The organism is Peptoniphilus sp. BV3AC2, from assembly GCF_000478945.1.
Lineage (GTDB): Bacteria > Bacillota > Clostridia > Tissierellales > Peptoniphilaceae > Peptoniphilus_B > Peptoniphilus_B duerdenii.
Window position 1 is genome coordinate 17,827 of record NZ_AWXD01000026.1, and the last position, 25,636, is coordinate 43,462.

Consider the following 25,636-nt stretch of genomic DNA (forward strand, 5'->3'; position numbering starts at 1 on the left):
AATGGAATATGTAGACATTTTTGGAGTCAAAATATTTAATATAGATTTCCAAGAAGCCATAAATATAGCGAATAGATTTTTAAAAGAAGACAAGAATCATTCAATAATAACTCCAAATACTGAAATAGTAATGGCAGCAAAGGATGATGAAGAACTAAGAGATATTATAAATGGAGCAGATCTTGTAATTCCAGATGGAATTGGTCTTATCTATGGATCTAAGATGAGAGGACATCCTCTTAAAGAAAGGGTAACCGGATATGATGTCTCTATGGAACTTTTAAAGATTTTAAATAAAAGTGGCGGTTCTCTGTACATGTTGGGTGGAAAGCCAGGTGTTACAGATAAGGCTGAAGAAAAAATCAAAAAAGATTATGAAAATATAAATATTGTAGGACATCATCACGGATATTTCAAAGGGATACACCGTAGTATGAAAGGCGATCCAGAAGAATTAGAAATTATTGAGGAGATTAATTCTCTTAAGCCTGATATAATATTTCTAGGACTTGGATTTCCTAAGCAAGAGATGTTTATAAATGAATATAAAGATAAATTAAATTCCAAGATTATAATTGGAAACGGTGGAGTTATGGATATTTTGGCGGGGAACATGAAAAGAGCCCCGGAAATATTCATAAAGCTACATCTGGAATGGTTCTATAGATTACTAAAAGAGCCATCTAGAATTAAGAGGCAGGTTGCAATTCCAAAATTTATTTTTGAAATTTTAAAAAATAGAGATTCTGTAAAAGTAGAGGAGGATATATGAATTTAGAAGAACGTTCAATAAATGCAGTTCGAATGTTATCAGTAGATGCAATAGAAAAGGCAAACTCAGGTCATCCAGGTTTACCATTAGGAGCGGCAGCTTTTACTTATGAGTTATGGGCAAACCATTTGTCAATAAATCCAGATGATCAAAAATGGATAAATAGAGATAGATTTGTGCTTTCAGCAGGCCATGGAAGCGCAATGTTATATTCATTACTCCATCTCTTTGGATTTGGACTTACTATTGATGATTTAAAGGCATTTAGACAAGTAGATTCACTTACTCCTGGTCATCCAGAATATAAGCATACCAATGGGGTGGAATGTACCACTGGTCCACTAGGACAAGGTATAGCTATGGCAGTTGGTATGGCGATGGCAGAAGAACATCTAGCAGCAATGTATAATAAAGATGATTTAAAATTAATCGACCATTATACCTATGCTGTTTGTGGCGATGGCGATCTCATGGAAGGGGTAGCACTAGAAGCTATTTCTTTAGCTGGTACATTAAATCTAAATAAATTAATCGTTCTTTATGATTCAAATAAAATAACCATTGAAGGCTCTACTGACTTAGCATTTAGAGAAGATGTAGTTAAAAAATTTGAAGCTTGTGGCTGGTGCACTAGAGAAGTTTCCGATGGAAATAATCTAATGGAAATAAATGAAGCCATCAACTCAGCTAAAAAAGATCCTCATCCAACACTTATTAAGATAAACACAAAGATTGGTTATGGTTCTCCAGTAGCAAATTCTAGCAAGGCACATGGTTCTCCTCTTGGAGCAGACAATCTAAAAGCAACTAAAGAATACTTTGGATACAGCGAAGAACCATTCCATGTAGATGAAGATGTATATGAAAATATAAAAAGCCATATTGAAAATAAAAAGATTATCTATGAAGGTTGGAAGAGAGTAGAACAGTTATATAAGGAAAAATATCCAGAAGACTATAAAAATCTAATGGATGTTTATGAAAATAAGAAGAAGGAAGCCTTTTTAAATGAAGAAGAATTCTATTCTTTTGATAAAGACTTGGCAACTCGTGCAAATTCTGGAGAAATTATAAATAGAATTGCAAATAAAGTTAACTATCTATTTGGAGGATCAGCTGACCTTGCTCCATCTAATAACACTCACATGAATAATTCAAGCAATTTTAGTGCAGAAGACAGACTTGGAAACAATATTAATTTTGGAATTAGAGAACACGCAATGGGAGCTATAACTAACGGAATTTTACTTCACGGAGGACTCAGATCCTACTGTGGAACATTCTTAGTATTTTCAGATTATATGAAACCGGCTCTTAGACTTGCGTCACTTCAAATGCTTCCAAATATATTTGTATTGACCCACGATTCTATAGGTGTGGGAGAAGATGGACCTACACATCAACCAGTAGACCAAATTCCGATGCTAAGATCAATCCCTAATATGATTGTATTTCGTCCAGCAGACGGATTTGAAACTGCAGTAGCTTGGAAAGTTGCGATGAATTCAACATCAACTCCTGTATGTTTAATACTTACAAGACAAAAGCTAAAGAGATTAAATTCAAGTATAAATGCTTGTAAAGGTGCATATGTAATTAAAAAAGAAGAAGGCGAACTAGAAAAGGTAGTTATAGCATCTGGTTCTGAAGTTTCAATAGCACTAGAAGCAGCAGAAGGCTTAAAAGGTGTAAGAGTGGTATCAATGCCATCAATGGAACTATTTGAAGCACAACCTTCTGAGTATAGAGAAGAAGTTCTACCTTCAAACATTGAAAAGAGAATTTCTGTAGAAGCAGCGTCAACATTTGGATGGGCAAAGTATGTAGGGCTCAAAGGAGTTTCTATAGGAATGGAAAGTTTTGGAATGAGCGGTCCAGGACCAGAAGTGTTTGAATACTTTAGAATAACTTCATCTAGAATTAGAGAAGAATTAGAAAAATTATAATTATAAATTTCTTAGTAGATTTATAAAACTAATTAAATAAAATTTTTAAAAAACCTCCTGTAATTTATGTATTTGAAAAACACATAAAATATATTTCGGAGGTTTTTTTATTGTGTCTTAACTAAACTATAAATTGATTTTGAAATATAAAATTATAATAAAATTTATATTTAAATACCAGACATTTTATAGAAATAATAAAATTTTTCCTTGATAAAAATTTATAAATGTACTACTATTGAAATGGATATTTCTCAAGTGGGAGGGGAGCGCCTTTCACTTCAATACTCGCGAGGGAACTTGTATAACAAGGTGAGAGTGGACTACTTAGTCCTTACCGTTAATAGGAGAAAAAATTGAGAGAAAAACATTTATTGAGGATGGTCACATTGGCCATGATGGTTGCTATTGGAGTAGTTATATCTCCAATACTTAGGATAGAAGGATTCTGTCCAACAGCACATTTTGTTAACATTGTTTGTTCAGTGTTTTTAGGACCTTGGTATTCACTTTTAAATGCATGTATAATTGCATTTTTAAGGATGACACTTATGTCAATACCACCACTTGCTATAACTGGACAAGTATTCGGAGCAGTACTTAGCGGAATTTTTTACAAAGCATCTAAAGGTTCAATATTTTATGGTTGCTTAGGAGAAATTATAGGTACCGGTATTATCGGAGCAATAGTTTCATATCCAGTTATGTCACTACTATGGGGCAAGACTGGACTTACATGGATGTTCTATGTGCCATCATTTTTAATTGCAACCACTATGGGCTCAACAGTAGCATTTATTTTTCTTCAAGTTTTAAAAAGAAATGGATCACTATATACTATCCAAAGAAAACTTGGAGTGATGGATTATGAAAAATCTAAAAGAACTATTTGAGATAAGAAAAAATTTAAAAAAAGACAAAAAACTTGTACATTCAATAGTAAGTAAGATCGGTGTATTTGAAATTTGTAACTTCACTTTGGCGACAGGTGCTAGAATAATATGCGCTGACGCAATAGAAGAAGTAGAAGAAGTAACAAAAAATGCTGATTCGCTTACTATTTCGCTTGCAAATATAAATAAGACTAGGTTTGAATCTCAAAAATCTGCTCTTGAATCTGCAAAACAAAACAATAAACCCGTCTCATTAGACATAGTTGGAGTTGGAATTTCAGATTTTAGAAGAAATATTTTAAATGAATTATTTAAAATAAAGATTCCAGAAGTTATAAAGGGCAATTTTACAGAGATAGAGAGTCTATACAAAGGATATAAAACCATCGGCATAGATGAATTAGAAAATGATTCAAATGATATTTTTTATAAAAAAAGTGTTGTAAAAGAACTTTCTAAAAAATTAAATTCAGTAGTATTAGCAACTGGAGAAGTAGACATAATCTCAAACGGAGAAGATGTAGTAACTATTTCTAATGGCAGTGATTTTATGCCTCAGATTGTAGCTACAGGATGTATTTTAAATTCAATAATTGGAGCGTATCTAACAGAACTAGATCCTCTAAATGCCGCTATAATTTCGGTTTTACTATTCGACATATCAGGAGAAATATCTAAAGGCTCATCACCTATCGAGAGATTTATTAATATGCAAAGCGTGTTTTATAATTTGGATTATGAAACGGTTAAAGATAAAATGAGGCTTGAGTATGAGAAAATTTAAAGATGCACTTTACTTAGTTACAGATTCTACAAATTTAGATGAAGAAGAATATCTAAATAGAGTTTATAAAGCTTGCAAATCTGGAGTAGATATAGTTCAGATTAGAGAAAAAGATAAGACTGCAAGAGAAATTATGAGACTCGGTGAAGCTGTAAAAGAGATTACAGATAAATTTAATATTCCACTAATTATAGATGACAGGGTGGATATTGCTTATGCCTTAGGTGTTGGCGTTCATTTGGGAAACTCAGATATTCCTGTCACAATCGCTAGAAGGATTTTAGGAAAAGATGCAATTATAGGTTCATCTGCAAAATCTGTAGAAGTTGCAAAAGAGTGTGAAAAAGATGGGGCAAACTATCTTGGGGTCGGTGCTATAAGACCAACGAAGACAAAAGTTATAACTAAATTAACCTCCATAGATACATTGGATGATATTTCTAAAAATGTAGATATAGATGTATTTGCAATCGGAGGACTAAATAAAGACAATATTGAAATTTTAAATGGTCTTGATATATCTGGAGTTTGCGTAGTTCGAGCTATAATGCAAAGAAGTGACGCTGATATTGCAGTACAAGAATTAAAACAAAAAATAAAATGTATAAGATCCCAGTGTTAACTGGGATTTTTAGTAGGTGAAATTATGAAAATAATGATTGTTGAAGATGATATAGATATTAACAACCTTTTAAAAGAGTTGCTAAGTGAAGAAGGCTATGAAATAACTCAATGTTTCACGGCAAGAGAAGCTTTGCTAATGGAGATTTCTGAATTTGATTTAATACTACTAGATCTTATGATGCCATTTATGTCAGGGGAAGATTTTATAAAAGAAGTTAGAGAAAGAAAAATGTCAATCCCTATCATCGTACTTTCAGCGAAGATAGATAAGGAAACGAGAATAGGAGTGCTTAAAGATGGAGCAGATGATTTCATAACGAAGCCATTTGATTTTGACGATGTCCTTGCAAGAGTAGAGGCAAATATCAGGAGATATAGAGACTTTACAAAAGAAATAAAAAAACTTGAAGTAAAAGATCTAAAATATAATTACGAAGAAGAATGCTTCTATCTATACAATGAACCTCTGAAGCTTACAATGGTTGAAAGTAAGATTCTCAAACTTTTTCTAGAAAATCCTAAGAGGATATTTACAAAGAAAAATATTTACGAAGCGGTATGGGAAGACTATTTTGCTGCAGATGAAGATATTATAAATGCTCATATTTCAAATATCAGAAGAAAGATTAAGAACAAAACTAAAGAAGAATATATAGAAACACTTTGGGGAATAGGTTATAGATTAAATAAAGATTTAATTCTTTAGAAATTCTTTAGAAAGTATTTAGAGATATTTAAGGAAGACCAAATATAATAATAATCAAGGAGGAAGAAATGAAAGAATTATTAAAAACCATTAATTTAACCAAAGATTATAAAAAGTTCAAACTAAAAGATATAAATATCTCTATTAATGCTGGTGATATTTACGGTTTAGTTGGACCAAATGGCGCTGGTAAAACCACACTTTTAAAATTAATCGCAAACCATGAAAATCCTAGTTCGGGCTACATTGAAACCTTTGGTAGAGAAGGAGATGTGTCTAGAAAGATTGGTCTCGATGAAATGGGATTTATGATCGACATGAACTCAATGTACTCATACTTAAGTGGATATGACAATTTAGTCTATATTGCTAAACTAAGAGGTCTAAATATCAAAGACAAATATGTGGAAGAGCTGTTTAAATTCTTCAAAATAGATTCATTTAAGAAGAGAAAATTTAAATCCTATTCTACAGGGATGAAACAGAGAGTTCAACTTGTGGCTGCACTTTTAAATAGACCTAAGATACTTGTGCTCGATGAGCCTGTAAATGGACTTGATCCTGATGGAATCTTAGAACTTAGAAACTATTTAAAGAAATATGCAAAAGAAAATGAAGCTGCTATTATAATAAGTTCACATATCCTATCAGAACTTGACATGATTGCAACCAGGTATGGATTTATAAAGAACGGAGAAATTTTAGAAGAAATTTCTGCAGAAGATCTAAAGCAAAAAGGTGAAAACTATACTGTTCTCGAATTTTATCCAGAAGATTTAGAAGAAGGAATAGCTACCCTTGAAGAAAATAATGTACTAAAAGATTACAAAGTATTTGAAAATAACATAGTAAATATATATGAAGATGTAAATTTAAAAGAAATTCAAAAGATACTAGCATCTAAAGAAATTTATTTAAAGAGTAGTACAAAGAAGGAAGAAAGCCTTGAAGAATACTATGTAGATCTAATGGGAGGACAAAATGAGTAGATATTTAAAAGCTGAATTTTTTAGAATTAGAAAATCAAAAAGTGCACTTATAAGTTTATTTTTGATACCGGCATTTATATTAATAAACTTTGTAATTGGATATAGAGGCGGAAATGTAGAATGGACAACCACTAAACCCATAAATAGTGATTTTATAATGATAATTGGTGAGGCACTTCAAGCATTGATTCCATTCATACTAATAATTCCTATATATGCTAGCATAAACAAAGAGATAAATGAGCATGGTATGGAGAAGGCATTGGAATCAGGAATAAGACCTGTAAGTATATATTTATCTAAATTCATAAGTATAGTAATAATAGGAATTATTTATTCAATTGCGATGGCGATAGTTATATCAATTATTCCAATGACCATGGGATATAGTTTTAATGATTGTTTAAATATTTTAGAAAATATTTTAAAAGTAATTTCTATAGAATTTATTCCTATACTTTCATTGATATCGCTATATTTATTACTAATATTTGTATTTAAAAATGAAGTAATATCTCTTATTACCTACATTATTTTACTTGGACCTATAGATGAGATATTACTATTTATGGAAAAAATAACTAGAATCAAAAATTTACATTTGATTTCAAACTACATTCCAAATAAACTTATGGATAAACTTCCACTAGTATTTGATTTTAAAGAAACTACGAGTCTTTTTGGTAGAGAAATGGCTGCAATACCATCAGTATATATTATCTGTACAGTTTATATTTTGGTGTTATTAGGAATCGGAATTACATTATTTTCTAAGAGAAAAGTTGAGGGAATATGATCTATTTAATCACAGTCTTACTTTTGATTTCTCTCCATTTAAATTATAAATTAATAGGAGAAAGAAAAAGATTTAAAAAAGATTTTAATATAAGGACTATGATCAACTCCACAAGTAAGATGAAGAGTGATTATGGAGTAGAACTAAATGAAGTGGCGAGTAGACTTGAAGAACTGCTTTTGAAAAATAAAGATCAAAGGGTTCAGTTAAGAAACCTAGATGATTTTCACAAAGAAAATTTAGCAGATATGAGTCATGATCTTAGAACTCCGCTCACATCTATACTTGGATATATAAAACTTCTTGAAAAAGAAAATTTAAATGAGAAAGAAATATCATATTTGGATATAATAAAGAATAAATCACTTTATCTAAAAAATATGATAGATATGTTCTATGAAGCTTCCCTCGCAGAGATGGGAAGCCATTTAAATATTGAATTAAATGATGTTATATCCATTACCAACGAATGTGTACTAGAATATTATGACGATTTTACAAAAAAATTCGATTCTACAGAAGTTGATTTAAATAATAAGTTGGAATTAGAGATAGATGAAAATATTTTTAGACAAGTAGTATCCAATATTCTATCCAATATGTTAAAATATTCTTTGGGTAAAAATAAGATTATTTACAGAGATGGAAAACTCTATTTTAAAAATCTTACAGATTTAGAAGATGGAAACTATGATAGACTTTTTGAAAAATCATATGTTTTGGATCCTTCTAGGCAAAATTCAACAGGACTTGGACTTTATATAGTAAAGACAAGGCTTGACAGCATGAATATCAGCTCAAAAATATATGTACAGGAGAAAATATTTACTATTGAAATCGATTTTAAGAAACTTCTATGATTTAAGTTATAAACCTTATGGATTTAAATTTTATACAACATTTCACTTTGTAATGCTATTTGTAATTATATTAGCAGGAGTACTTTTTTATAAGCCTTATTTAAGGAATAAAAAGTTTAAGGTAATTTTACATGTGGTCCCTATAACACTAGAACTTATTAGGTTAGCCTTAGTTTATAATACTGAGTATTACATGGTATCCTATCTTCCTTTTCATCTTTGTATATGGGGAACGTACTTTTTAGTGTTGGATTTGGTATTTGTAGATAGTAAGTTTATAAAAAGCTGCCTATTCTATCTATTTATGACAGGAGCGATACTTGCATTGATATTCCCAGATTGGGGACTATTAAATAAATATTCCTATGTATCGATGATTTCTTGGATAATTCATGCAATACTCGTATTTATTCCTATATATATGATTTTGAACGGAGAATATAAACCTAAATTTTTAGATATTAAGTACCCTTTAATATTTATAATTGTAATATTACCGGTAATCAAATATTTAAATTCAAGATTTGACGCTAACTTTTTCTATATAAATGAACCAAGTCACGGAAGTCCTTTGGAAATAATTTACAAATATGCGCCTAACTATATTATGACTCTTATGTTAATAACGGCGGTTGTAATGGCTCTAGTTTATTTGGTTTATAAATTAATTAATTTAGTTTTAACACGCGGGAAATAAATTTTCCTGCTTTTTTTGTGTAAATTTCTTGATTTTTGTTTATTTATTCGATTTTAATGGTATAATTATAAAGAAATCATAGTAAAATTGTGGGAATTAAGGAGGAACTATGAATAAAGAATTATTAAAAGTTGAAAATCTTTCAGCAGGAACTGAAGATAAACAAATATTAAAAAACATTAACATTTCAATTAATCCTGGAGAAGTCCATGTGTTAATGGGACCTAACGGTTCTGGAAAGACTACTCTTTCAAATACTATTATGGGAAATCCAAGATATATTATAGAAAACGGAAAAATCTTCTTTGAAGGAGAAGATATAACTGAACTTTCAACAGATAAAAGAGCAAGGGCTGGAATCTTTATGAGTTTCCAAATACCTATGGAAGTAAATGGAATTTCAACTGAAAATTTCATAAGAACGGCTCTTCAACAAAAGACAGATGAAAATATTTCATTTATAAAATTTAGAAAGAAACTTCATGAAGAAATGGATAAACTTAGCATGGATAAATCCTATGGAGATAGATATCTAAACGTAGGATTTTCTGGTGGAGAAAAGAAGAAGAATGAAATTCTTCAACTTCTAATGCTAAATCCTAAGCTTGCAATACTAGATGAAACAGATTCAGGACTTGACGTAGACGCAACAAGAATAGTGGCTGAAGGAATAAACAGATATAGAAACAAAGACAATGCGGTTATTATTATTACTCACCATAGAGAACTAATAAGATCAATTGCTCCTGACAAAGTGCATGTAATTGTAGATGGAGAGATGGCTCTTGAAGGTGGAGAAGAAATCGTAGATAGAATAGAATCAGAAGGTTTTGGCTGGATTAGAAATAAGGTGAAAAATGACTGATAAAATGGAAAGAAAGAAGACCCAAATCGATGATATGGATAGGGGGATTTATGATATTAAAAATAAATTCGAATATAGATCCAAAACTGAAACTGGGCTATCTGAAGAAATAGTAAGACAAATTTCATACGAAAAAAATGAACCTGACTGGATGCTTGAAATAAGATTAGAAGCTCTTAAAATTTTCTATGAAAAGGAAAATCCTGTATGGGGTCCAGATCTTTCGGAAGTAGATATGGACAAGGTAACTACCTACATTCGTCCAAATGCAGATATGACTGATGATTGGAAGAATGTTCCAGACGATATTCGTGACACTTTTGATAAACTTGGTATACCTGAAGCTGAAAAAGACGCACTTCTATCTGGTGTTGGAGCTCAATATGACTCAGAAGTTGTATACCACAATATTCAAAAGTACCTACTTGATCAAGGAGTTATATACACAGACTTTGATTCAGCGGTTAAAGAGTATCCAAATATTGTTAGAAAATATTTTGGTAAATGTATAAATCCAACTCTTCACAAGTATGCTGCACTTCATTACGCAGTATGGAGTGGTGGATCATTCGTTTACGTTCCAAAGGGAGTAAAGGTTGATGTACCTCTACAATCATATTTCAGACTCAATGCTCCTGGAGCAGGACAATTTGAACACACTTTAATAATCATTGAAGACGATGCGTATTGCCACTTCATTGAAGGATGTTCTGCACCTAAGTACAATGTGCTAAATATACACGCAGGTGCGGTTGAACTATTCGTTGGAGAAAACTCAACCCTTAGATATTCAACTATTGAAAACTGGTCTAGAAATATGTACAACTTAAATACTAAGAGAGCACATGTTGAAAAGAATGGACTTATTCAATGGATAAGTGGATCTTTCGGTTCAAAAGTTTCTATGCTATACCCATGCTCAGTTCTACTAGGAGAACATGCATCATCTGAATATACTGGTATCTCATTTGCAGGTACTGATCAAAATATAGATACAGGAGCACAAGTAATTCATGCGGCTCCATATACAACTAGTACAGTTGATTCAAAATCAATTTCTAAGAGTGGAGGAATCGGGGTATACAGAGGTCTTGTAAAGATTACAGAAAATGCACACCATTCAAAATCTTCAGTAAGTTGTGAATCCTTAATGCTAGATCCTGAAAGTAGATCAGACACAATTCCGGTAATAGACATCAGAAATAAAGATGTTGACTTCGGTCACGAAGCTAAAATAGGTAGAATTTCTGACGAAGTAATCTTCTACTTGATGAGTAGAGGTATTCCTGAAGGAGAAGCAAGAGCAATGGTTGTTCGTGGTTTTGCTGATCCAGTCGCAAAGGAATTACCTATGGAATATGCGGTTGAAATGAACAATCTTATAAATCTCGAACTTGAAGGCGCTATAGGTTAAGGGGGAAATATGTCAACAATACAAGCAAATGAATTAAAATTTAAGACTTTTGATTATTTAAAAGTAAATGAGACTACAGTAAAAATTCCGGCTATATTCACCCAAGACTTCAGCTTACCATCAGATAAATTCGTAGAAATAAATGAATTTAAAGATGATGAATATGGAGTATCCAAAGAAGCTCTTGAAATAAATGAAGAGTTTGGAAATTACTATAGATATTTAAATTCAAAAGATAATAATAAAGAAATAGTAAGACTAGAAACAGATGACCTACACACAGAACTTTTCGATACAATTGATATAGTTACAGAAAAAGGTGAAAGTCAATCAATAATTATAGACTATGCATCAAAAGGTCATAAAGATAAATTTAGAAATTCAATAATAAGAATTCTAGGTCATGAAAATTCAAAGACAAATGTATTTATAATACAAAGAGAAGGAGAAGAATCAACGGTTTTGGAATCTATCCTTGTTCATGCAGAAGAAGGTGCAAATATATTTGTAAATCAATACGAAGTAGGTTCTTCTAAACTTATATCAAATTATAAGGCAAATCTAATTGGAGAAGCTTCCCACGCAGAAGTAAATTCAATTTATTTTGGATATAATGACCATGAAATTGATTTAATTTACAATATTATTCACAAAGGAAAACAAAGCACTTCAAATATCATTATTAATGGAGCCTTAAAAGATAACGCTAGAAAAGTGTTTAAATCAAATCTAGACTTCTTAGAAGGAAGTACAGGAAGCGTCGGTAATGAAGAAGAATTCTGTATGCTATTAGATAGTACTGTAAAAAGTATATCTGTTCCACTTCTTCTATGCCATGAAGATGATGTTCTTGGAAACCACGCAGCTTCTGCGGGTAGAATAGATGAAAATATTCTATTTTATATAATGAGCCGTGGATTTTCTATGGCAGAAGCAGAAAAGTTAATAATAGAATCCAAGTTTGCAAGTGCAATAGATGAACTTGAAGATGAAAAACTAAAAGAAGAAATATGGAATAGAGTACTTGTGTATTCAGGAAAGGATTTACATGAATAGAGAAGAAGTTTTAAAAATAAGGGAAGATTTCCCTTATTTAACCATGGATAAAAACATCATATATTTAGACAATGGAGCTACAACTCAGAAACCTATTCAAGTTATAGATGCATTAGAAAATTATTATAAATTTGAAAATGGAAATCCACATAGAGGCGCCCATTACTTGGCGATGGTATCAACAGAAGCGTATGAAGGTGCAAGAGAATATATTGCTAAATTCTTAGGAGCTGAAAGTGATGAAGTAGTATTCGTTAGGAATGCTACAGAAGGACTTAATCTGCTAGCTTATAGTTATGGAATGGAAGAGATAAAAGAAGGAGACGAAATTCTAATCTCAATAATGGAACACCATTCAAACCATGTAACTTGGCAAGAAGTGGCTAAGAGAAAGAATGCAAAACTTAATCATCTCTATTTAGATGATGATATGCAAATACCTTGGGAAGAATTTACTAGCAAGATTAATGAAAATACTAAGATATTTTCTATAACAGCGGCATCAAACGTCGTAGGAACTATGCCAGATCTTCCACGAATGATTTCATATATTAGAGAAAACTATAAAGATGTCAAGATATTCGTAGATGCAGCTCAATACCTACCACATCAAAAGATAAATGTAAAAGATCTTGACTGTGATGCTCTAGTATTTTCAGGACATAAAATGGTAAGCCCGATGGGTATTGGAGTTTTATATGGGAAGAGAGATTTTTTAAATTCTCTTAAACCTTTTATGTACGGTGGAGATATGATCGAATACGTGTATGAAGATAAGAGTACCTACTTAATGAGTCCTCAAAGATTTGAAGCAGGAACTCAAAATGTAGGTGGTGCAGTATCTCTTAGGTACGCAATAGAATATTTAGAAAATATTGGATTTGACAAAATCTTTGAACACGAAAAAAATCTAACCAACTACTGCTATGAAAAACTTAAAAAATTAAACTATATAGATGTTTATACAACTTCAAACGAACATAGAAGTCCTGTAATTTCATTTAATTTTAAAGATGCACATCCCCATGATGTCGCATCAATAGTTGATACTAAGGGAGTTGCGATAAGATCTGGACACCACTGCGCCCAACCTCTTCACAGAAAGCTAGGATGTAACTTTTCTTGTAGAGCATCCTTTGCTTTTTACAATACCTTTGAAGAAGTTGACAAGTTTGTAGAATCTTTGGAATATGTAAAAGAGGTGATGGGAATTGAATCTTAATGATATATATACAGAATTAATTCTAGAACAATCTAGAAATAAAAAGAATAGAAGAGAAATAGAAAATCCTACTTACAAAGAATTAGGACACAATCCAAGTTGTGGAGATGAAATCACTCTCTATGTACTAATGGATGGTGACAAGATAAAGGATGTATCTTATACAGGGGTGGGATGTGCAATTTCACAAGCCTCAACTTCAATAATGGTAGATACTATTAAAGGTTTAGAAAAAGAAGAAACTATAAAACTTGCTAATGATTTTATAGAAATGATAAAAGGAAAAGAGCTTACGGAAGATGAAAAAGATGAACTTGGAGATGCAATAGCATTTGAAAGTATCAAAAACTTACCAGCAAGAGTAAAATGTGCTGTTCTTCCATGGTATACAATTAAAAATATTTTAGAAGAAGGCAAATCACAAGGCTCTTTTACAGTTCACTAGGTGTAGATATGAAACTATCAACAAAGGGAAGATACGGACTTATGGCAATGTATAGACTTATGGAAAGCTATGGAGATGGACCTCAATCCATAAGTAATATTGCTATGAAAGAAAACTTATCTGAATCATACTTGGAACAACTTTTCTCACTTTTAAGAAAAGCAAAACTTATTAAATCTACTAGAGGTGTAAATGGTGGATACAGTTTAGCAAAAGATCCTAAAGAAATAAAAATTGGTGAGATTATAGAAGCTTTGGAGGGTAATATGGAACTTTCCTGTTGCCAAAAAGATGTGGTTTGTCCAAAATCAGAAGAATGTCCAACTAGAGACATATTAGATGTAGTTCAATTTAAAATTGAAAATGTGCTTGATTCAATGACCCTTGAGGATATGAGAAAATGATATATTTTGATCATCAAGCGACAACAAAAATGAATAAAGATGTACTAGATGCAATGATGGATTCGTATAAATATTATGGGAATCCATCATCCATTTATTCCCTAGGACAGAAATCAAAAGGGATAATAGAAGAGAAGAGACTTAGCATTGCTAATATGCTAAATGTAAATCCTAAGGAAATATTTTTTACTTCTGGAGGAACAGAATCAGATAACTGGGCTTTAATTGGAACACTTAAAAAAGGTGATCATCTTATAACCTCTATGATAGAGCATCATGCGATTTTACACACAGCAAACTATCTAGAAGGTATAGGAGTAGAAGTAACATATTTAAAACCAGAAAGAGATGGAAGCATAAAGCTAGATAGTATCAAATCAGCCATAAAAGAAAATACAAAACTAATATCTCTTATGACTGCGAACAATGAAATCGGTATTATAAACGATATAAAGTCCATTGGTAAGCTAGCAAGAGATAACGGGATATTATTTCATACTGATGCTGTTGCTGCAATGTTTAAAACTCCAATAGATTTTAAAGACTGTGATTTAGCATCAATAACTGCACATAAATTCAATGGACCAAAGGGTATAGGCATACTTTATGTAAAAGAAGGAACAAAAATAAATAATATTCTATTTGGTGGAGCACAAGAAAGGGGTAAACGCCCTGGTACCGAAAGTGTTGCTCTAATAGTTGGTCTTGAAAAAGCCATGAAAATTCACTATAATAGAGAACATAATAATTATGTCAAAGAACTAAGGGATTACTTAATAAAAAATTTGAATGAAATGGGCATAAAAATTAATGGCTCGCTTAAAAATAGACTGGATTGTAATGTAAATTTCATTTCAAAAAATAGCTCAGAGATTACACTTCTAAGATTAGATATGGAAGGAATAATGGCAAGTGCAGGTTCTGCTTGTACCGCTGGAGCAATGAGCCCTTCCCATGTTTTGACAGCTATTGGGCTTAGTGAAGAAGAAGCAAACTCTTCAATAAGAATTAGTCTAGACATAGAAAATACAAAGGAAGAAATAGATACATTAATTCGAGCACTGAGGTGAGCTATGAATAAAATCGAAATAGCAAAATCTTTAATAACACCTAAATTCTTATCAAATACTGTACTCGTTCTTTTAGCTACTTTAATATTTTTACTTATCTATTATCTAATAAATATAGGAAATAAATATATTGAGAGAAACAAAAGAATAAACATAGACATACTTTTACTTATCAAAACATTGGTTGGATTTATATGTTTATTTATAGTACTTATGATTTTTAATAAATATAAAATCTTAAAAGATACATTTTTCTCTATTTTTATCGCGATGATTCTTGCATTTATAATAAATCCATTGGTGACAAAGTTAGAAGGAAAAGGAATCAAAAGAGGATATGGAGTAATTATTGTATACTTCGCATTTTTATTAATTCTTACAGTACTTATAGCTACAGTAATACCAAAGACTGTACAGGAACTTACAAAACTTGTAGCACAAGCTCCTGCCACTCTTGATATACTTTCTATAAAGGCAGAAGAGATTTCAAAATCACTTGCGAAAATATTTGAAGGCAAGATGTTCACAGGATTTAATCCTAGTGATATGAATTTGGTAGAAACATTTGGAGATAAATTTTTAGAAATACTTAAGAAATCTCAAGATCTTATGATTTCAAACTTAAAAAATATTGCTACGGGTATATCAACAGTACTATATTCATTTGTAAAACTTTTTATAGTTTTGGTTTTTTCATACTACTTCGTGGTTGATAAAGATAAGATCAAATCAAAAGTAGTTGAATTGATTCCAGAAAAATATAAAAGGGATGTACTTTTCGTATCTGTCAGAGTAAATGAAGCTCTTCTCGGGTTTGTTAAGGGTAGACTTTTAATGGCGGTATTCGTTGGTATACTTACTATGATCGCACTACTTATAATAGGTGTAGATTTCGCCGTTATAATTGGTCTTATCACATGTGTAGCTGATATAATTCCATATATAGGTCCATTCTTAGGGTTCGTACCTGCAATACTTTTTGCACTTATAGAGTCTCCTATGAAAGCAGTATGGGCGGGAATTATATTCTTAGCTATTCAATGGGCAGAAAATAATATTCTAGCTCCTAAGCTTTTGGGCGATAGAGTTGGACTAAACCCACTTGTAATTTTATTATCGATAATTATAGGTGGTGGAATGTTTGGAGTACTTGGAATGATTTTAGGTGTTCCAGTCGTTTCTATAATGATGATTTTAATAGAGTTCTTTAAGTTGAAATATAACGAAAAGAAAGCTCAAATTAATATATAATAGCCTCCCTAAGGGGAGGTTTTAATAAGTAAGAGGTGTATATGAAAAATTTAGGACTTCACGAAATAAGAAAAGAATTTTTAGAATTTTTTAAATCAAAAGATCATTTAATTTTAAAAAGTTTTCCACTTATTCCAAAACAAGACAAATCTTTATTGTTAATTGGTGCTGGTATGGCCCCAATGAAAAAATATTTTACAGGCGAACTTACTCCGCCTAGCAAGAGAGTATCAACATGTCAAAAATGCATTAGAACTGGAGATATCGAAAATGTCGGACTTACTGACAGACATGCAACTTTTTTTGAAATGCTAGGTAACTTCTCATTCGGTGATTACTTTAAGCATGAAGCTATCTCTTGGGCTTGGGAATTTTTAACTGAACATTTAGAGCTTCCTAAAGATAAATTATGGGTTACTGTATTTTATGAAGATGAAGAAGCTTATAAAATTTGGAGAGATGAAATCCATATACCAGAAGAGAGAATTGTAAAGATGGGCAAAGAAGACAATTTCTGGGAACTTGAGGTTGGTCCATCTGGTCCTTGTTCTGAAATCTATGTAGATAGAGGCGAAGAATATGGATGCGGAGATCCAGATTGTAAACCAGGATGTGAATGCGATAGGTTTATCGAAGTTTGGAATCTTGTATTTACACAATTTGATAAAGATGAAGCTGGAGCTTATCATCCACTTGCACATCCAAACATAGATACAGGTATGGGTCTTGAAAGAATTGCAACAGTACTTCAAAATACAAATAATATTTTTGAAATAGATGCAATTAAAAACATTATAGAAAAGATAGAAGAACTTTCTAATTATAAGTACAAAACAGATAATAAGAAAGATATATCTGTAAGAGTTATTACAGACCATGCAAGAGCAATGACTTTCATGATTTCTGATACAGTTAGACCTTCTAATGAAGGAAGGGGATACGTTCTTAGAAGACTTATAAGACGTGCTGCAAGACATGGTAGACTTCTTGGCATAAAGAGAGCATTCCTATCAGAAATTGCTGATTTAATCATAGACTCATGGTCAGTTGAATATGATGATCTAAAAGAAAATAGAGAAAAGATAAAAGAAGTTATAAGAATTGAAGAAGAAAAATTCCTAGAAACTATTGATCAAGGAATGAATATATTGAATTCTTATCTAGAAGAACTTGATAAAGAGAATATAAAAGTTCTTCCAGGAGATAAAGCTTTTAAACTCTATGACACATACGGATTTCCTATAGACTTAACTATAGAAATACTTGAAGATTCTGGATACGAAGTAGATAGAAAAGGCTTCGATGAAAATATGGAAGAACAAAGAAGACGCGCTAGAGAATCTCGCGATCATGACCAAATTGGCTGGACTTCAAAGGAATCTGAACATTATTATGAAGACTTAAATACTGAATTCACTGGTTATAGTGATGATGAAAGTGACTCTAAAATAGTTAGAATTGTTCTTAATGGAGAAGTAGTTGATAGTGCCTGTGAAGGGCAAAGAGCAATATTTGTACTTGATAAGACACCTTTCTATGGAGAAGGTGGAGGACAAGTAGGAGATATTGGAACTGTAACTTCAGATAATTTTGAAATAGATATTATAGATACTAAGAAAACTTCTAAGGGAATAGTTCTAATGATTGGTGATGTTACAGCTGGAATAGCAAAAGTTGGTTCAGATGTTCACACTGAAATAGATGTAAAAAGAAGAAACAATATTAGAAGAAATCACTCCGTAACACATTTACTTCACAAGGCTCTAAAAGAAGTTTTAGGAAATCATGTAAATCAAGCAGGATCACTTGTAAGAGACGACTACATGAGATTTGACTTCACTCATTTTGAAGCAATATCACAAGAAGATTTAAAAAAGATTGAAGAAATTGTAAATAAAGAAATATTTAGAGCTCTACCTGTTGAAACAATAATTACAAATCCAAAAGAAGCTGCAGAACTTGGAGCTGTTGGTCTTTTTGAAGAAAAATATGGAGATATTGTTAGGGTAGTTAAGATGGGTGACTTCTCAATAGAGCTTTGCGGAGGAACTCACGTAAAGAATACTTCTGAAATAGGAATGTTCAAAATTTTACAAGAAGGTGGAATTAGTTCTGGAGTTAGACGTGTTGAATGTATCACAGGACCTGCAGTTTATAAGTATTTAAATGAAAATCTAGAACAAATAGATAGAATTTCAAAACTTGTAAAAGCAAACAAGAGTGAAATTGAACACAAAATAGAAACTACTCAAAACGAACTTAAAGAAGCTCAAAAAGAAATAGAAATTATTAAGAAGGACAAGGCAAAATCAGAAATTGATAATGTTCTTGATACTAAGTTTGAAATTGATGGTGGATTTGGCTTAGTTTATAAGTTTGAAAATATGGATGTTTCAACACTTAGAGATTTAGCTGACACTGTAAAGGATAAACTTGGATCTGCTGTAGTAGTATTCTCAACTGTAAACGAAGGTAAATTAAACTTTGTAGCTGCAGCATCAAATGAAATTTCAAAGAAATATAATGCGGGTAGTATCGTAAGAGAAGTTGCAAAGATATGTGGTGGATCTGGTGGTGGAAGACCAACTATGGCAACCGCAGGTGCTAGCGATTTAACTAAAGTAGACGAAGCATTGAACTTCGCAAAGAAACTTTTAACAGAATAAAAATTTTATATTTTAATTTAACCAGAGACAATCTCTGGTTATTTTTTTACAAATAATTTTAAAATAAAATATAGAAAAATTTTTAAAAATTATTAATTATTTATTACTAAGTTATCTATTATAACCGCCTAAGTATTGGTTTTAAGTGAAAAATATTGTATAATGAAAGTAATATTGTATGGGAGGTAATATTTTGAGTGCAATTTTAATAAAAGACTTATCTAAAAAAAATTGGAAAAGAAGTAATCTTTTCTTCATTGAATTTAGAAGTCCTAGATGGAGAATTTTTCGCACTACTTGCTCCTGAAAAAAAGGGAAAGACTACACTTGCAAGAATTATTTTTAATTTCTTAAAACCTAGTCAAGGCAAAGTGCTTGTATATGATATGGATGTAACCAAAGATTCTAAAACTATAAAGGAAGGTGTAGCATATGTACCTTCTGAAGTAATGTTTGAAGAAAATACAAAGGCATCATTCGTTTTCAATAAAACATTGAGTCAACATAATTTAAGCAATAAGGATGAGTTAAACAATCTATTAGATTATTTTGATTTTGATCAAAGACAAAAGTTCTCAAATATGACTGAACGTGAAAAAAAACTATTTTCTATAATTAATGCCTTGCTTTTTAAACCACGTTTGATAGTTCTAGATGATACAACGAAAGATTTAACTAATGATGATAATATAAAATTATTCTCATATCTTAGAAATTTAAAAGAAGAATATGGTTTAACAGTATTTATGCTTTCTGATGATCTTCCAATGGCACAAAGTTATTTTGATAGAGTAGCTATTTTAAAAGATGGAGAAGTAAAAGATATTGAGTTTGTTAAAGACAGAATATCAAATGATAAGGTACTTGTAATTAAAGGACCGGTAGATTCTATTAAAGAATTTGAAAAAATAGGTGCTAGAGTTATAAGAGATGAATTAGAGCTACACGAATTATACTACAATGGATCCATGATTGAGCTTACTAAGATAATAAACGACAAACAGCTAAGAAATTACTCAATATTTGATTCAACTCTAGACGACAAGGTAAAAGCTCTTCAAGGTGGACCACTTCCAAAGTTTGTAGATAATAATTATAAAACAGATTATATTTCCAATAGAGAATATGATGAAGTAGATCAAATTGTAGTTGAACCTACAAATGACGAAACAATAGTTATTTCTAATGAAAATACAGAAGTAGTAGATAATTCAGATGACACCATTTTATTTAATGCAAGTGAAGTTGCATCTGAAGAAAATAAAGAAACTGAAACTACGGATTTAGAAAACTCTGAAGACAATGCTCTAATTAAAGAAAATAATAACTTCGATGAAAATACATTTGTAAATGTAAGTCATTTAGTTGAAAATCAATTAGAAAATGATGATACAGTAATCGTGGAAACCAAGGAGGATAAATAATGATTTTTTCAAAAGAATTTAAATCAACATTTGGCAAGATGATAGCTTGGTTACTAGTTATTGGAGTCTTAACTGGACTTCTTATGGCTTTCTATCCACTAATGCTTGAAGACAGAATGAAATCTATTTTTGACACATTTATTAACGGGTTAAGTGACAATTTAGCTGCTGGTCTTGGGTTTGACAAAGAACTAGATTACTCAAATATTTCTTCTTACTTAGCATTCGTATTTCAATATATAGCAGTACTTATTGGAATATTTGCATTTCAATTAGGCGCGAAAAGTCTAGCAAAAGAAGAAGAAAACGGATCAATCCAATATTTATACTCTAATCCAATCAGCAGATCTGAAATAGTAAGTTCAAAATTACTTTCAGGATTAGTTACTTTATTTTTATTCTTAATTCTACTATGCGTACTTAGTTTAGGATTTATTAAAGTAATAGGTCTTAAATATCCAGACATTGAAAGTAGCGACTATTTAGTTAACTTAGTAATAATTCATTTGGGAATGCTAGCATCATCATTAGTATTTATGGGAATAGGATACTTTATTTCTTCATTTACTAGATCTGCTAGTTACTCAGAAACTGTTGCAGTACTATTTATAATTATAATTGTTTTATTTGCAACAACCGGAAAGGTTCTAGGCGGAACTTATGAGATGGTTGCAAGCAAATTACCTTTTGAAGTATTCAACCCTTATAAATTAGTAAGTTATAGTTTTGATATTATTGGAATAGCAATTAATGGAGTAATATTTATAATTACTATTGCTTTAACATATCTTATCTATGGCAATAAGGAATTTAAATTTTAGTATTAAAAGTTTGAGTAAAGCTCAAACTTTTTTAGAGTAAAGATTTTTATATTAAAAAATTTAGGAGGAACAATGAAAGACGTTATAGTAGCTCTAGATTTTAAGGATAAAGAAACGTGTTTAGAATTTCTAGATAAGTTTGATGAAAGTATATTTGTAAAAGTTGGTATGGAACTTTTCTATAAAGAAGGTCCAGAAATTATAAAACTTATAAAAGAGAGAGGACATAAAATTTTCTTAGACTTAAAACTTCATGATATCCCAAATACTGTAGGTGGTGCATTTAGGTCTCTTAGCTCTTTAAATGTGGAAATGCTCAATCTTCACATTGCCGGTGGATCTGAAATGATAAAAAGAGCTAAAGAAGAACTACCAAATTCGACTCTTTTAGGTGTAACTATGCTTACTTCAATAGATGAAAAAACTATGCATGATGAAATTCTTATAAATTCAAGACTTTCAGTTGAGCAAGTAGTACTAAGTTATGCGAGATTCGGAAAAGAATCTGGACTTGATGGAATTGTATGTTCAGCTCAAGAAGTTCCAAAAGTTAAAGAAGAGCTTGGTCCAGAATTTTTAACAGTAACGCCAGGTATTAGACCTCAAGGTGAAGATACCGGGGACCAAAAGAGAGTTGTGACTCCTGAAGATGCTAGAAATTTAGGTTCCGATTATATAGTATGTGGAAGACCTATTACGAGATCAGAAGATCCCGTTTCAAGCTATAGAAAAATAAGAGAGGAGTTTTTAGGACTATGAAAGAAATAGCAAAAATATTATTGGATTTAAAAGCTGTAAGTTTATCTCCGAAGTCACCATATACTTGGGCTTCTGGAATAAAATCACCTATATATTGTGACAATAGACTCACTCTTTCATTCCCTAAAGAAAGAAATATAATCGAGGAAGAGCTTAAAAATTTAATAGAATATAAGTTTCCTGAAGTAGAATATTTAATGGGAACAGCTACTGCTGGAATTCCTCATGCAGCTATTATTGCTGATAAGATGCACTTACCTATGGGTTTTGTCAGAAGCTCTAATAAGGATCATGGCAAAGGAAATAAAATAGAAGGCAAGATTATAGAAGGAGCTAAAGTGGTAGTAATTGAAGATTTATTCTCAACTGGTGGATCTTCTATAAAAGCTGCAAATGCACTTATGGAAGCAGGCTTTGAAGTGTTAGGAGTTTGTGGTATATTTTCATATAATTTAGATGAATGTGTAAAGAATTTTGAAGAAAATAATCTAAAGTTTTATTCACTTACAAACTATGATGAACTTTTAGACATAGCTCTTAAAATAGATTATATAGAACACTCTGATCTTGAAAAACTACAAGCTTGGAAAAAAGACATAAAAGATGAATCTTGGATAAATCTATAATATTACTATCAAAATTTAAAAATTACTAAGCCAAGGTAACTTGGCTTTTTTAAAATAATATTATTTAATTATCCAGTATGAAAATGGTGAAAAATGATAGAAGTAAAAAATGTAAGCTTCAAATATGAAGATGACAGTAAGTATGTTCTTAAAGATGTATCTTTAAATATAAAAAGTGGGGAGTTTGTCTCTATTCTAGGACACAATGGATCTGGGAAATCAACCCTTGCAAAACTTATGAACGGACTATTTATTCCTACTGATGGACAGATATTAGTAGATGGAATGGATACTAAGGAAGACGACAATATTTTTAATATTAGGTCAAAGGCTGGAGTAGTTTTTCAAAATCCTGACAATCAAATTGTAGCTACAATAGTTGAAGAAGATGTAGCATTTGGACCAGAAAATTTAGGAATTGAGATGCCTGAGCTAAGAGAAAGGGTGGATAATGCCTTAAAATCTGTTGGCATGTATGAATACAGGAAGTCTGCACCGCACCTTCTTTCTGGAGGACAGAAACAAAGGGTTGCAATAGCTGGAATTCTTGCAATGCATCCTAACTATATTATTCTTGACGAACCAACAGCTATGCTTGATCCAGGTGGAAGAGAAGAAGTAATGAATGCTCTTCTTGAACTAAATAGACAAGGAAAAACAATAATTCTAATTACCCATTTTATGGAAGAGGCAAAACTTTCCGATAGAATATTTTTAGTCGAAGAAGGAAAACTAATAAAGGAAGGCACTCCTTTAGAGATATTTAAAGATGTTGAGATGATGAAGAAGATTGGACTCGATGTCCCTCATGCTACAGATGTGTCTCATTTTTTAAAGATTAATGGAATCAATATAGAAGAAGTTTTAAATGTTGATGATTTGGTGGATGAAATATGGCAATTATTGAAATAGAAAATTTAAATCATATATATTCGGTAGGAACTCCTTATGAAAAAAAAGCCCTATCAAACATTAATCTAAGCATAAATTCTGGAGATTTTGTCGGATTAATTGGACATACAGGTTCAGGTAAATCAACATTAGTTCAACATTTAAATGGACTTTTAAAACCTACTTCAGGTAAGATCATTGTCGATGGAGAAGAACTCTTTGCGGAAAAGACAAACATGATTAAGATTCGCGAAAAGGTAGGTTTAGTGTTTCAATATCCGGAATATCAACTATTTGAAGAAACAATATATAAAGATATTGCCTTCGGTCCAAAAAACTTAGGCTTATCCAATGAAGAAATAGATGAAAGAGTCATGTATGCTGTAAAATGCGTAGGACTTGAAGAAAGAATGCTTAAAAAAAGTCCTTTTGAAATATCTGGAGGGCAAAAAAGAAGAGTCGCTATAGCAGGTGTGCTTGCTATGAAACCAAAAGTATTAGTCCTTGATGAACCTACTGCCGGCCTTGATCCTTATGGTAGAGATGAAATATTAAGCGAAATAAACGAGCTCCACAAAGAGGGAATAACTATAGTGCTAGTCTCCCACTCAATGGAGGATATATCAAAGTTTGCTAATAGAGTGTTAGTAATGAATCACGGTAAGCTTACTTTTGATGATGAAACTTTAAAGATTTTTGAAAAAGCTGAGGATCTTCAAAAAATAGGATTAAGAATTCCGATGGTTCTAGAAATTATAAAGGAACTTGAAAAAAAAGGAATACATGTGGATCCAACATTGGATATTGATGTTTTGAAAAAAGATTTATTATCTAGACTTGGAGGTAAAAATGCTTAAAGATATTAACTTAGGACAATACTATCCAGGAGATTCAAAAATTCATAAATATGATCCTAGATTAAAGATTCTATCTGTAATGTTTTTTATAGTACAATTATTCTTTGTAAAGAATCTTTATCTATTTATTCCTCAAATTATTTTCTTAACATTAGTTACAGTAGCCAGTGGTTTGAAATTTAAAACTGTATTTAAAGGGTTAAGACCTCTTAGATGGATTATTTTAATTACATTTGTAATTAATTTACTCTTTGTAGGTGGAACTGTTTTATTTAGTTTTTTATTTATAACAGTGACAAAAGAATCCCTAGTGCTTGCTACAACTACATCTACAAGAATAGTACTCTTGGTTTGGGGATCATCAATCCTTACCCTTACAACTTCTCCAATACAGCTAACTGATGGTATTGAATCTCTATTAAAGCCTATGAAAGTCGTTGGGTTTCCAGCTCATGAAATATCAATGATGATGACTATAGCTCTTAGATTTATACCGACACTTATCGAAGAAACAGATAAGATAATGAAGGCTCAAAAGGCAAGAGGTGCGGACTTTGAATCTGGAAATGTTATAAATAGAGCTAAGAATCTAGTTCCGCTTTTGGTACCATTATTTATTTCTTCTTTTAGGAGAGCCGATGATTTGGCGACAGCTATGGAATCTAGATGCTATAATGGTGGTCAAGGTAGAACTAAATTAAATAAAGCTGTAATTAAATCTTCTGATATTTTATTATTTATAATTTCACTTATATTTTATTCAGCGATTATTGCTGCTAGTATTTTAATGAGATAATT

The 25,636-nt window shown here is 31.3% G+C and carries 26 protein-coding genes; all 26 read left to right on the forward strand.

Going from position 1 to position 25,636, the window contains the following annotated elements; translation table 11 throughout:
* The first annotated feature begins 1 nt into the window (after window position 1).
* The gene (locus HMPREF1252_RS05715; protein WP_023059880.1) at window positions 2-772 is read left to right on the forward strand and encodes a WecB/TagA/CpsF family glycosyltransferase; all 771 of its coding nucleotides are present in this window, start codon (window positions 2-4) and stop codon (window positions 770-772) included.
* Window positions 769-2,718, forward strand: coding sequence for a transketolase (gene tkt, locus HMPREF1252_RS05720; protein WP_023059807.1), 1,950 nt, complete (start codon window positions 769-771; stop codon window positions 2,716-2,718). The genes HMPREF1252_RS05715 and tkt overlap by 4 nt, the downstream gene beginning before the upstream one ends.
* Before the next feature lie 380 nt (window positions 2,719-3,098).
* A complete protein-coding gene (gene thiW, locus HMPREF1252_RS05725) occupies window positions 3,099-3,611 on the forward strand; it encodes an energy coupling factor transporter S component ThiW (protein ID WP_008902344.1) in 513 nt (170 codons plus the stop codon).
* Window positions 3,586-4,395, forward strand: a complete 810-nt coding sequence (locus HMPREF1252_RS05730; protein ID WP_023059832.1) for a hydroxyethylthiazole kinase — start codon at window positions 3,586-3,588, stop codon at window positions 4,393-4,395. Before thiW ends, HMPREF1252_RS05730 begins: the two co-directional genes overlap by 26 nt.
* Complete coding sequence (gene thiE, locus HMPREF1252_RS05735; protein WP_023059903.1) at window positions 4,382-5,017, forward strand: thiamine phosphate synthase; 636 nt, start codon at window positions 4,382-4,384, stop codon at window positions 5,015-5,017. The genes HMPREF1252_RS05730 and thiE overlap by 14 nt, the downstream gene beginning before the upstream one ends.
* Before the next feature lie 24 nt (window positions 5,018-5,041).
* On the forward strand, window positions 5,042-5,725 hold the full coding sequence (locus HMPREF1252_RS05740; RefSeq protein WP_023059802.1) for a response regulator transcription factor: 684 nt from the start codon (window positions 5,042-5,044) through the stop codon (window positions 5,723-5,725).
* 68 nt (window positions 5,726-5,793) lie between these two features.
* On the forward strand, window positions 5,794-6,714 hold the full coding sequence (locus HMPREF1252_RS05745; protein ID WP_023059884.1) for an ABC transporter ATP-binding protein: 921 nt from the start codon (window positions 5,794-5,796) through the stop codon (window positions 6,712-6,714).
* A complete protein-coding gene (locus tag HMPREF1252_RS05750) occupies window positions 6,707-7,510 on the forward strand; it encodes an ABC transporter permease (protein WP_023059908.1) in 804 nt (267 codons plus the stop codon). The genes HMPREF1252_RS05745 and HMPREF1252_RS05750 overlap by 8 nt, the downstream gene beginning before the upstream one ends.
* Window positions 7,507-8,370: a sensor histidine kinase KdpD gene (locus HMPREF1252_RS05755; protein ID WP_023059874.1), complete on the forward strand. Its 864-nt coding sequence runs from the start codon at window positions 7,507-7,509 to the stop codon at window positions 8,368-8,370. The genes HMPREF1252_RS05750 and HMPREF1252_RS05755 overlap by 4 nt, the downstream gene beginning before the upstream one ends.
* A gap of 253 nt (window positions 8,371-8,623) precedes the next feature.
* Window positions 8,624-9,067, forward strand: a complete 444-nt coding sequence (locus HMPREF1252_RS10095; RefSeq protein WP_369756326.1) for a hypothetical protein — start codon at window positions 8,624-8,626, stop codon at window positions 9,065-9,067.
* A 109-nt stretch (window positions 9,068-9,176) separates the two neighbouring features.
* Window positions 9,177-9,932: a Fe-S cluster assembly ATPase SufC gene (gene sufC, locus HMPREF1252_RS05765; RefSeq protein ID WP_008902336.1), complete on the forward strand. Its 756-nt coding sequence runs from the start codon at window positions 9,177-9,179 to the stop codon at window positions 9,930-9,932.
* Entirely contained in the window at window positions 9,925-11,346 is a 1,422-nt protein-coding gene (sufB, locus tag HMPREF1252_RS05770; protein WP_008902335.1) for a Fe-S cluster assembly protein SufB, read from the forward strand. The genes sufC and sufB overlap by 8 nt, the downstream gene beginning before the upstream one ends.
* Window positions 11,347-11,355: 9 nt before the next feature.
* Complete coding sequence (locus HMPREF1252_RS05775; RefSeq protein ID WP_023059899.1) at window positions 11,356-12,402, forward strand: SufD family Fe-S cluster assembly protein; 1,047 nt, start codon at window positions 11,356-11,358, stop codon at window positions 12,400-12,402.
* A complete protein-coding gene (locus HMPREF1252_RS05780; protein ID WP_023059894.1) occupies window positions 12,395-13,624 on the forward strand; it encodes an aminotransferase class V-fold PLP-dependent enzyme in 1,230 nt (409 codons plus the stop codon). Before HMPREF1252_RS05775 ends, HMPREF1252_RS05780 begins: the two co-directional genes overlap by 8 nt.
* Complete coding sequence (gene sufU, locus HMPREF1252_RS05785; RefSeq protein WP_023059782.1) at window positions 13,614-14,069, forward strand: Fe-S cluster assembly sulfur transfer protein SufU; 456 nt, start codon at window positions 13,614-13,616, stop codon at window positions 14,067-14,069. The genes HMPREF1252_RS05780 and sufU overlap by 11 nt, the downstream gene beginning before the upstream one ends.
* Before the next feature lie 8 nt (window positions 14,070-14,077).
* Window positions 14,078-14,473, forward strand: coding sequence for an Rrf2 family transcriptional regulator (locus HMPREF1252_RS05790; protein WP_023059876.1), 396 nt, complete (start codon window positions 14,078-14,080; stop codon window positions 14,471-14,473).
* Window positions 14,470-15,543, forward strand: a complete 1,074-nt coding sequence (locus HMPREF1252_RS05795; RefSeq protein ID WP_023059897.1) for a cysteine desulfurase family protein — start codon at window positions 14,470-14,472, stop codon at window positions 15,541-15,543. The genes HMPREF1252_RS05790 and HMPREF1252_RS05795 overlap by 4 nt, the downstream gene beginning before the upstream one ends.
* A gap of 3 nt (window positions 15,544-15,546) precedes the next feature.
* The gene (locus HMPREF1252_RS05800) at window positions 15,547-16,794 is read left to right on the forward strand and encodes an AI-2E family transporter (protein ID WP_008902329.1); all 1,248 of its coding nucleotides are present in this window, start codon (window positions 15,547-15,549) and stop codon (window positions 16,792-16,794) included.
* Between the two features lie 41 nt (window positions 16,795-16,835).
* Entirely contained in the window at window positions 16,836-19,460 is a 2,625-nt protein-coding gene (gene alaS, locus HMPREF1252_RS05805) for an alanine--tRNA ligase (protein ID WP_023059872.1), read from the forward strand.
* 257 nt (window positions 19,461-19,717) lie between these two features.
* Window positions 19,718-20,884: an ATP-binding cassette domain-containing protein gene (locus HMPREF1252_RS05810; protein WP_023059777.1), complete on the forward strand. Its 1,167-nt coding sequence runs from the start codon at window positions 19,718-19,720 to the stop codon at window positions 20,882-20,884.
* Window positions 20,884-21,705: an ABC transporter permease subunit gene (locus HMPREF1252_RS05815; RefSeq protein ID WP_023059814.1), complete on the forward strand. Its 822-nt coding sequence runs from the start codon at window positions 20,884-20,886 to the stop codon at window positions 21,703-21,705. The genes HMPREF1252_RS05810 and HMPREF1252_RS05815 overlap by 1 nt, the downstream gene beginning before the upstream one ends.
* Before the next feature lie 72 nt (window positions 21,706-21,777).
* Window positions 21,778-22,464 (forward strand): orotidine-5'-phosphate decarboxylase, encoded by a 687-nt coding sequence (pyrF, locus tag HMPREF1252_RS05820; protein ID WP_008902325.1) that lies wholly within the window; start codon window positions 21,778-21,780, stop codon window positions 22,462-22,464.
* Window positions 22,461-23,090 (forward strand): orotate phosphoribosyltransferase, encoded by a 630-nt coding sequence (pyrE, locus tag HMPREF1252_RS05825; protein WP_023059811.1) that lies wholly within the window; start codon window positions 22,461-22,463, stop codon window positions 23,088-23,090. The genes pyrF and pyrE overlap by 4 nt, the downstream gene beginning before the upstream one ends.
* Window positions 23,091-23,183: 93 nt before the next feature.
* Window positions 23,184-24,002: an energy-coupling factor transporter ATPase gene (locus HMPREF1252_RS05830; protein ID WP_023059762.1), complete on the forward strand. Its 819-nt coding sequence runs from the start codon at window positions 23,184-23,186 to the stop codon at window positions 24,000-24,002.
* On the forward strand, window positions 23,984-24,838 hold the full coding sequence (locus HMPREF1252_RS05835; protein ID WP_023059850.1) for an energy-coupling factor transporter ATPase: 855 nt from the start codon (window positions 23,984-23,986) through the stop codon (window positions 24,836-24,838). Before HMPREF1252_RS05830 ends, HMPREF1252_RS05835 begins: the two co-directional genes overlap by 19 nt.
* Entirely contained in the window at window positions 24,831-25,634 is an 804-nt protein-coding gene (locus HMPREF1252_RS05840) for an energy-coupling factor transporter transmembrane protein EcfT (protein WP_023059823.1), read from the forward strand. Before HMPREF1252_RS05835 ends, HMPREF1252_RS05840 begins: the two co-directional genes overlap by 8 nt.
* Window positions 25,635-25,636: the final 2 nt, after the last annotated feature.

Excerpts from the sequence above, each read along its gene's own strand:
- HMPREF1252_RS05815 (WP_023059814.1), top strand. The coding sequence starts at position 20,884 with ATGATTTTTTCAAAAGAATTTAAATCAACATTTGGCAAGATGATAGCT.
- pyrF (WP_008902325.1), top strand. The coding sequence starts at position 21,778 with ATGAAAGACGTTATAGTAGCTCTAGATTTTAAGGATAAAGAAACGTGT.
- HMPREF1252_RS05730 (WP_023059832.1), top strand. The coding sequence starts at position 3,586 with ATGAAAAATCTAAAAGAACTATTTGAGATAAGAAAAAATTTAAAAAAA.
- HMPREF1252_RS05795 (WP_023059897.1), top strand. The coding sequence starts at position 14,470 with ATGATATATTTTGATCATCAAGCGACAACAAAAATGAATAAAGATGTA.
- HMPREF1252_RS05790 (WP_023059876.1), top strand. The coding sequence starts at position 14,078 with ATGAAACTATCAACAAAGGGAAGATACGGACTTATGGCAATGTATAGA.
- sufC (WP_008902336.1), top strand. The coding sequence starts at position 9,177 with ATGAATAAAGAATTATTAAAAGTTGAAAATCTTTCAGCAGGAACTGAA.
- HMPREF1252_RS05775 (WP_023059899.1), top strand. The coding sequence starts at position 11,356 with ATGTCAACAATACAAGCAAATGAATTAAAATTTAAGACTTTTGATTAT.
- alaS (WP_023059872.1), top strand. The coding sequence starts at position 16,836 with ATGAAAAATTTAGGACTTCACGAAATAAGAAAAGAATTTTTAGAATTT.
- sufB (WP_008902335.1), top strand. The coding sequence starts at position 9,925 with ATGACTGATAAAATGGAAAGAAAGAAGACCCAAATCGATGATATGGAT.
- thiE (WP_023059903.1), top strand. The coding sequence starts at position 4,382 with ATGAGAAAATTTAAAGATGCACTTTACTTAGTTACAGATTCTACAAAT.
- HMPREF1252_RS05715 (WP_023059880.1), top strand. The coding sequence starts at position 2 with ATGGAATATGTAGACATTTTTGGAGTCAAAATATTTAATATAGATTTC.
- HMPREF1252_RS05830 (WP_023059762.1), top strand. The coding sequence starts at position 23,184 with ATGATAGAAGTAAAAAATGTAAGCTTCAAATATGAAGATGACAGTAAG.
- HMPREF1252_RS05840 (WP_023059823.1), top strand. The coding sequence starts at position 24,831 with ATGCTTAAAGATATTAACTTAGGACAATACTATCCAGGAGATTCAAAA.
- thiW (WP_008902344.1), top strand. The coding sequence starts at position 3,099 with ATGGTCACATTGGCCATGATGGTTGCTATTGGAGTAGTTATATCTCCA.
- HMPREF1252_RS05835 (WP_023059850.1), top strand. The coding sequence starts at position 23,984 with ATGGCAATTATTGAAATAGAAAATTTAAATCATATATATTCGGTAGGA.
- HMPREF1252_RS05750 (WP_023059908.1), top strand. The coding sequence starts at position 6,707 with ATGAGTAGATATTTAAAAGCTGAATTTTTTAGAATTAGAAAATCAAAA.
- HMPREF1252_RS05755 (WP_023059874.1), top strand. The coding sequence starts at position 7,507 with ATGATCTATTTAATCACAGTCTTACTTTTGATTTCTCTCCATTTAAAT.
- HMPREF1252_RS05745 (WP_023059884.1), top strand. The coding sequence starts at position 5,794 with ATGAAAGAATTATTAAAAACCATTAATTTAACCAAAGATTATAAAAAG.
- HMPREF1252_RS05780 (WP_023059894.1), top strand. The coding sequence starts at position 12,395 with ATGAATAGAGAAGAAGTTTTAAAAATAAGGGAAGATTTCCCTTATTTA.
- HMPREF1252_RS05740 (WP_023059802.1), top strand. The coding sequence starts at position 5,042 with ATGAAAATAATGATTGTTGAAGATGATATAGATATTAACAACCTTTTA.
- pyrE (WP_023059811.1), top strand. The coding sequence starts at position 22,461 with ATGAAAGAAATAGCAAAAATATTATTGGATTTAAAAGCTGTAAGTTTA.
- HMPREF1252_RS05800 (WP_008902329.1), top strand. The coding sequence starts at position 15,547 with ATGAATAAAATCGAAATAGCAAAATCTTTAATAACACCTAAATTCTTA.
- tkt (WP_023059807.1), top strand. The coding sequence starts at position 769 with ATGAATTTAGAAGAACGTTCAATAAATGCAGTTCGAATGTTATCAGTA.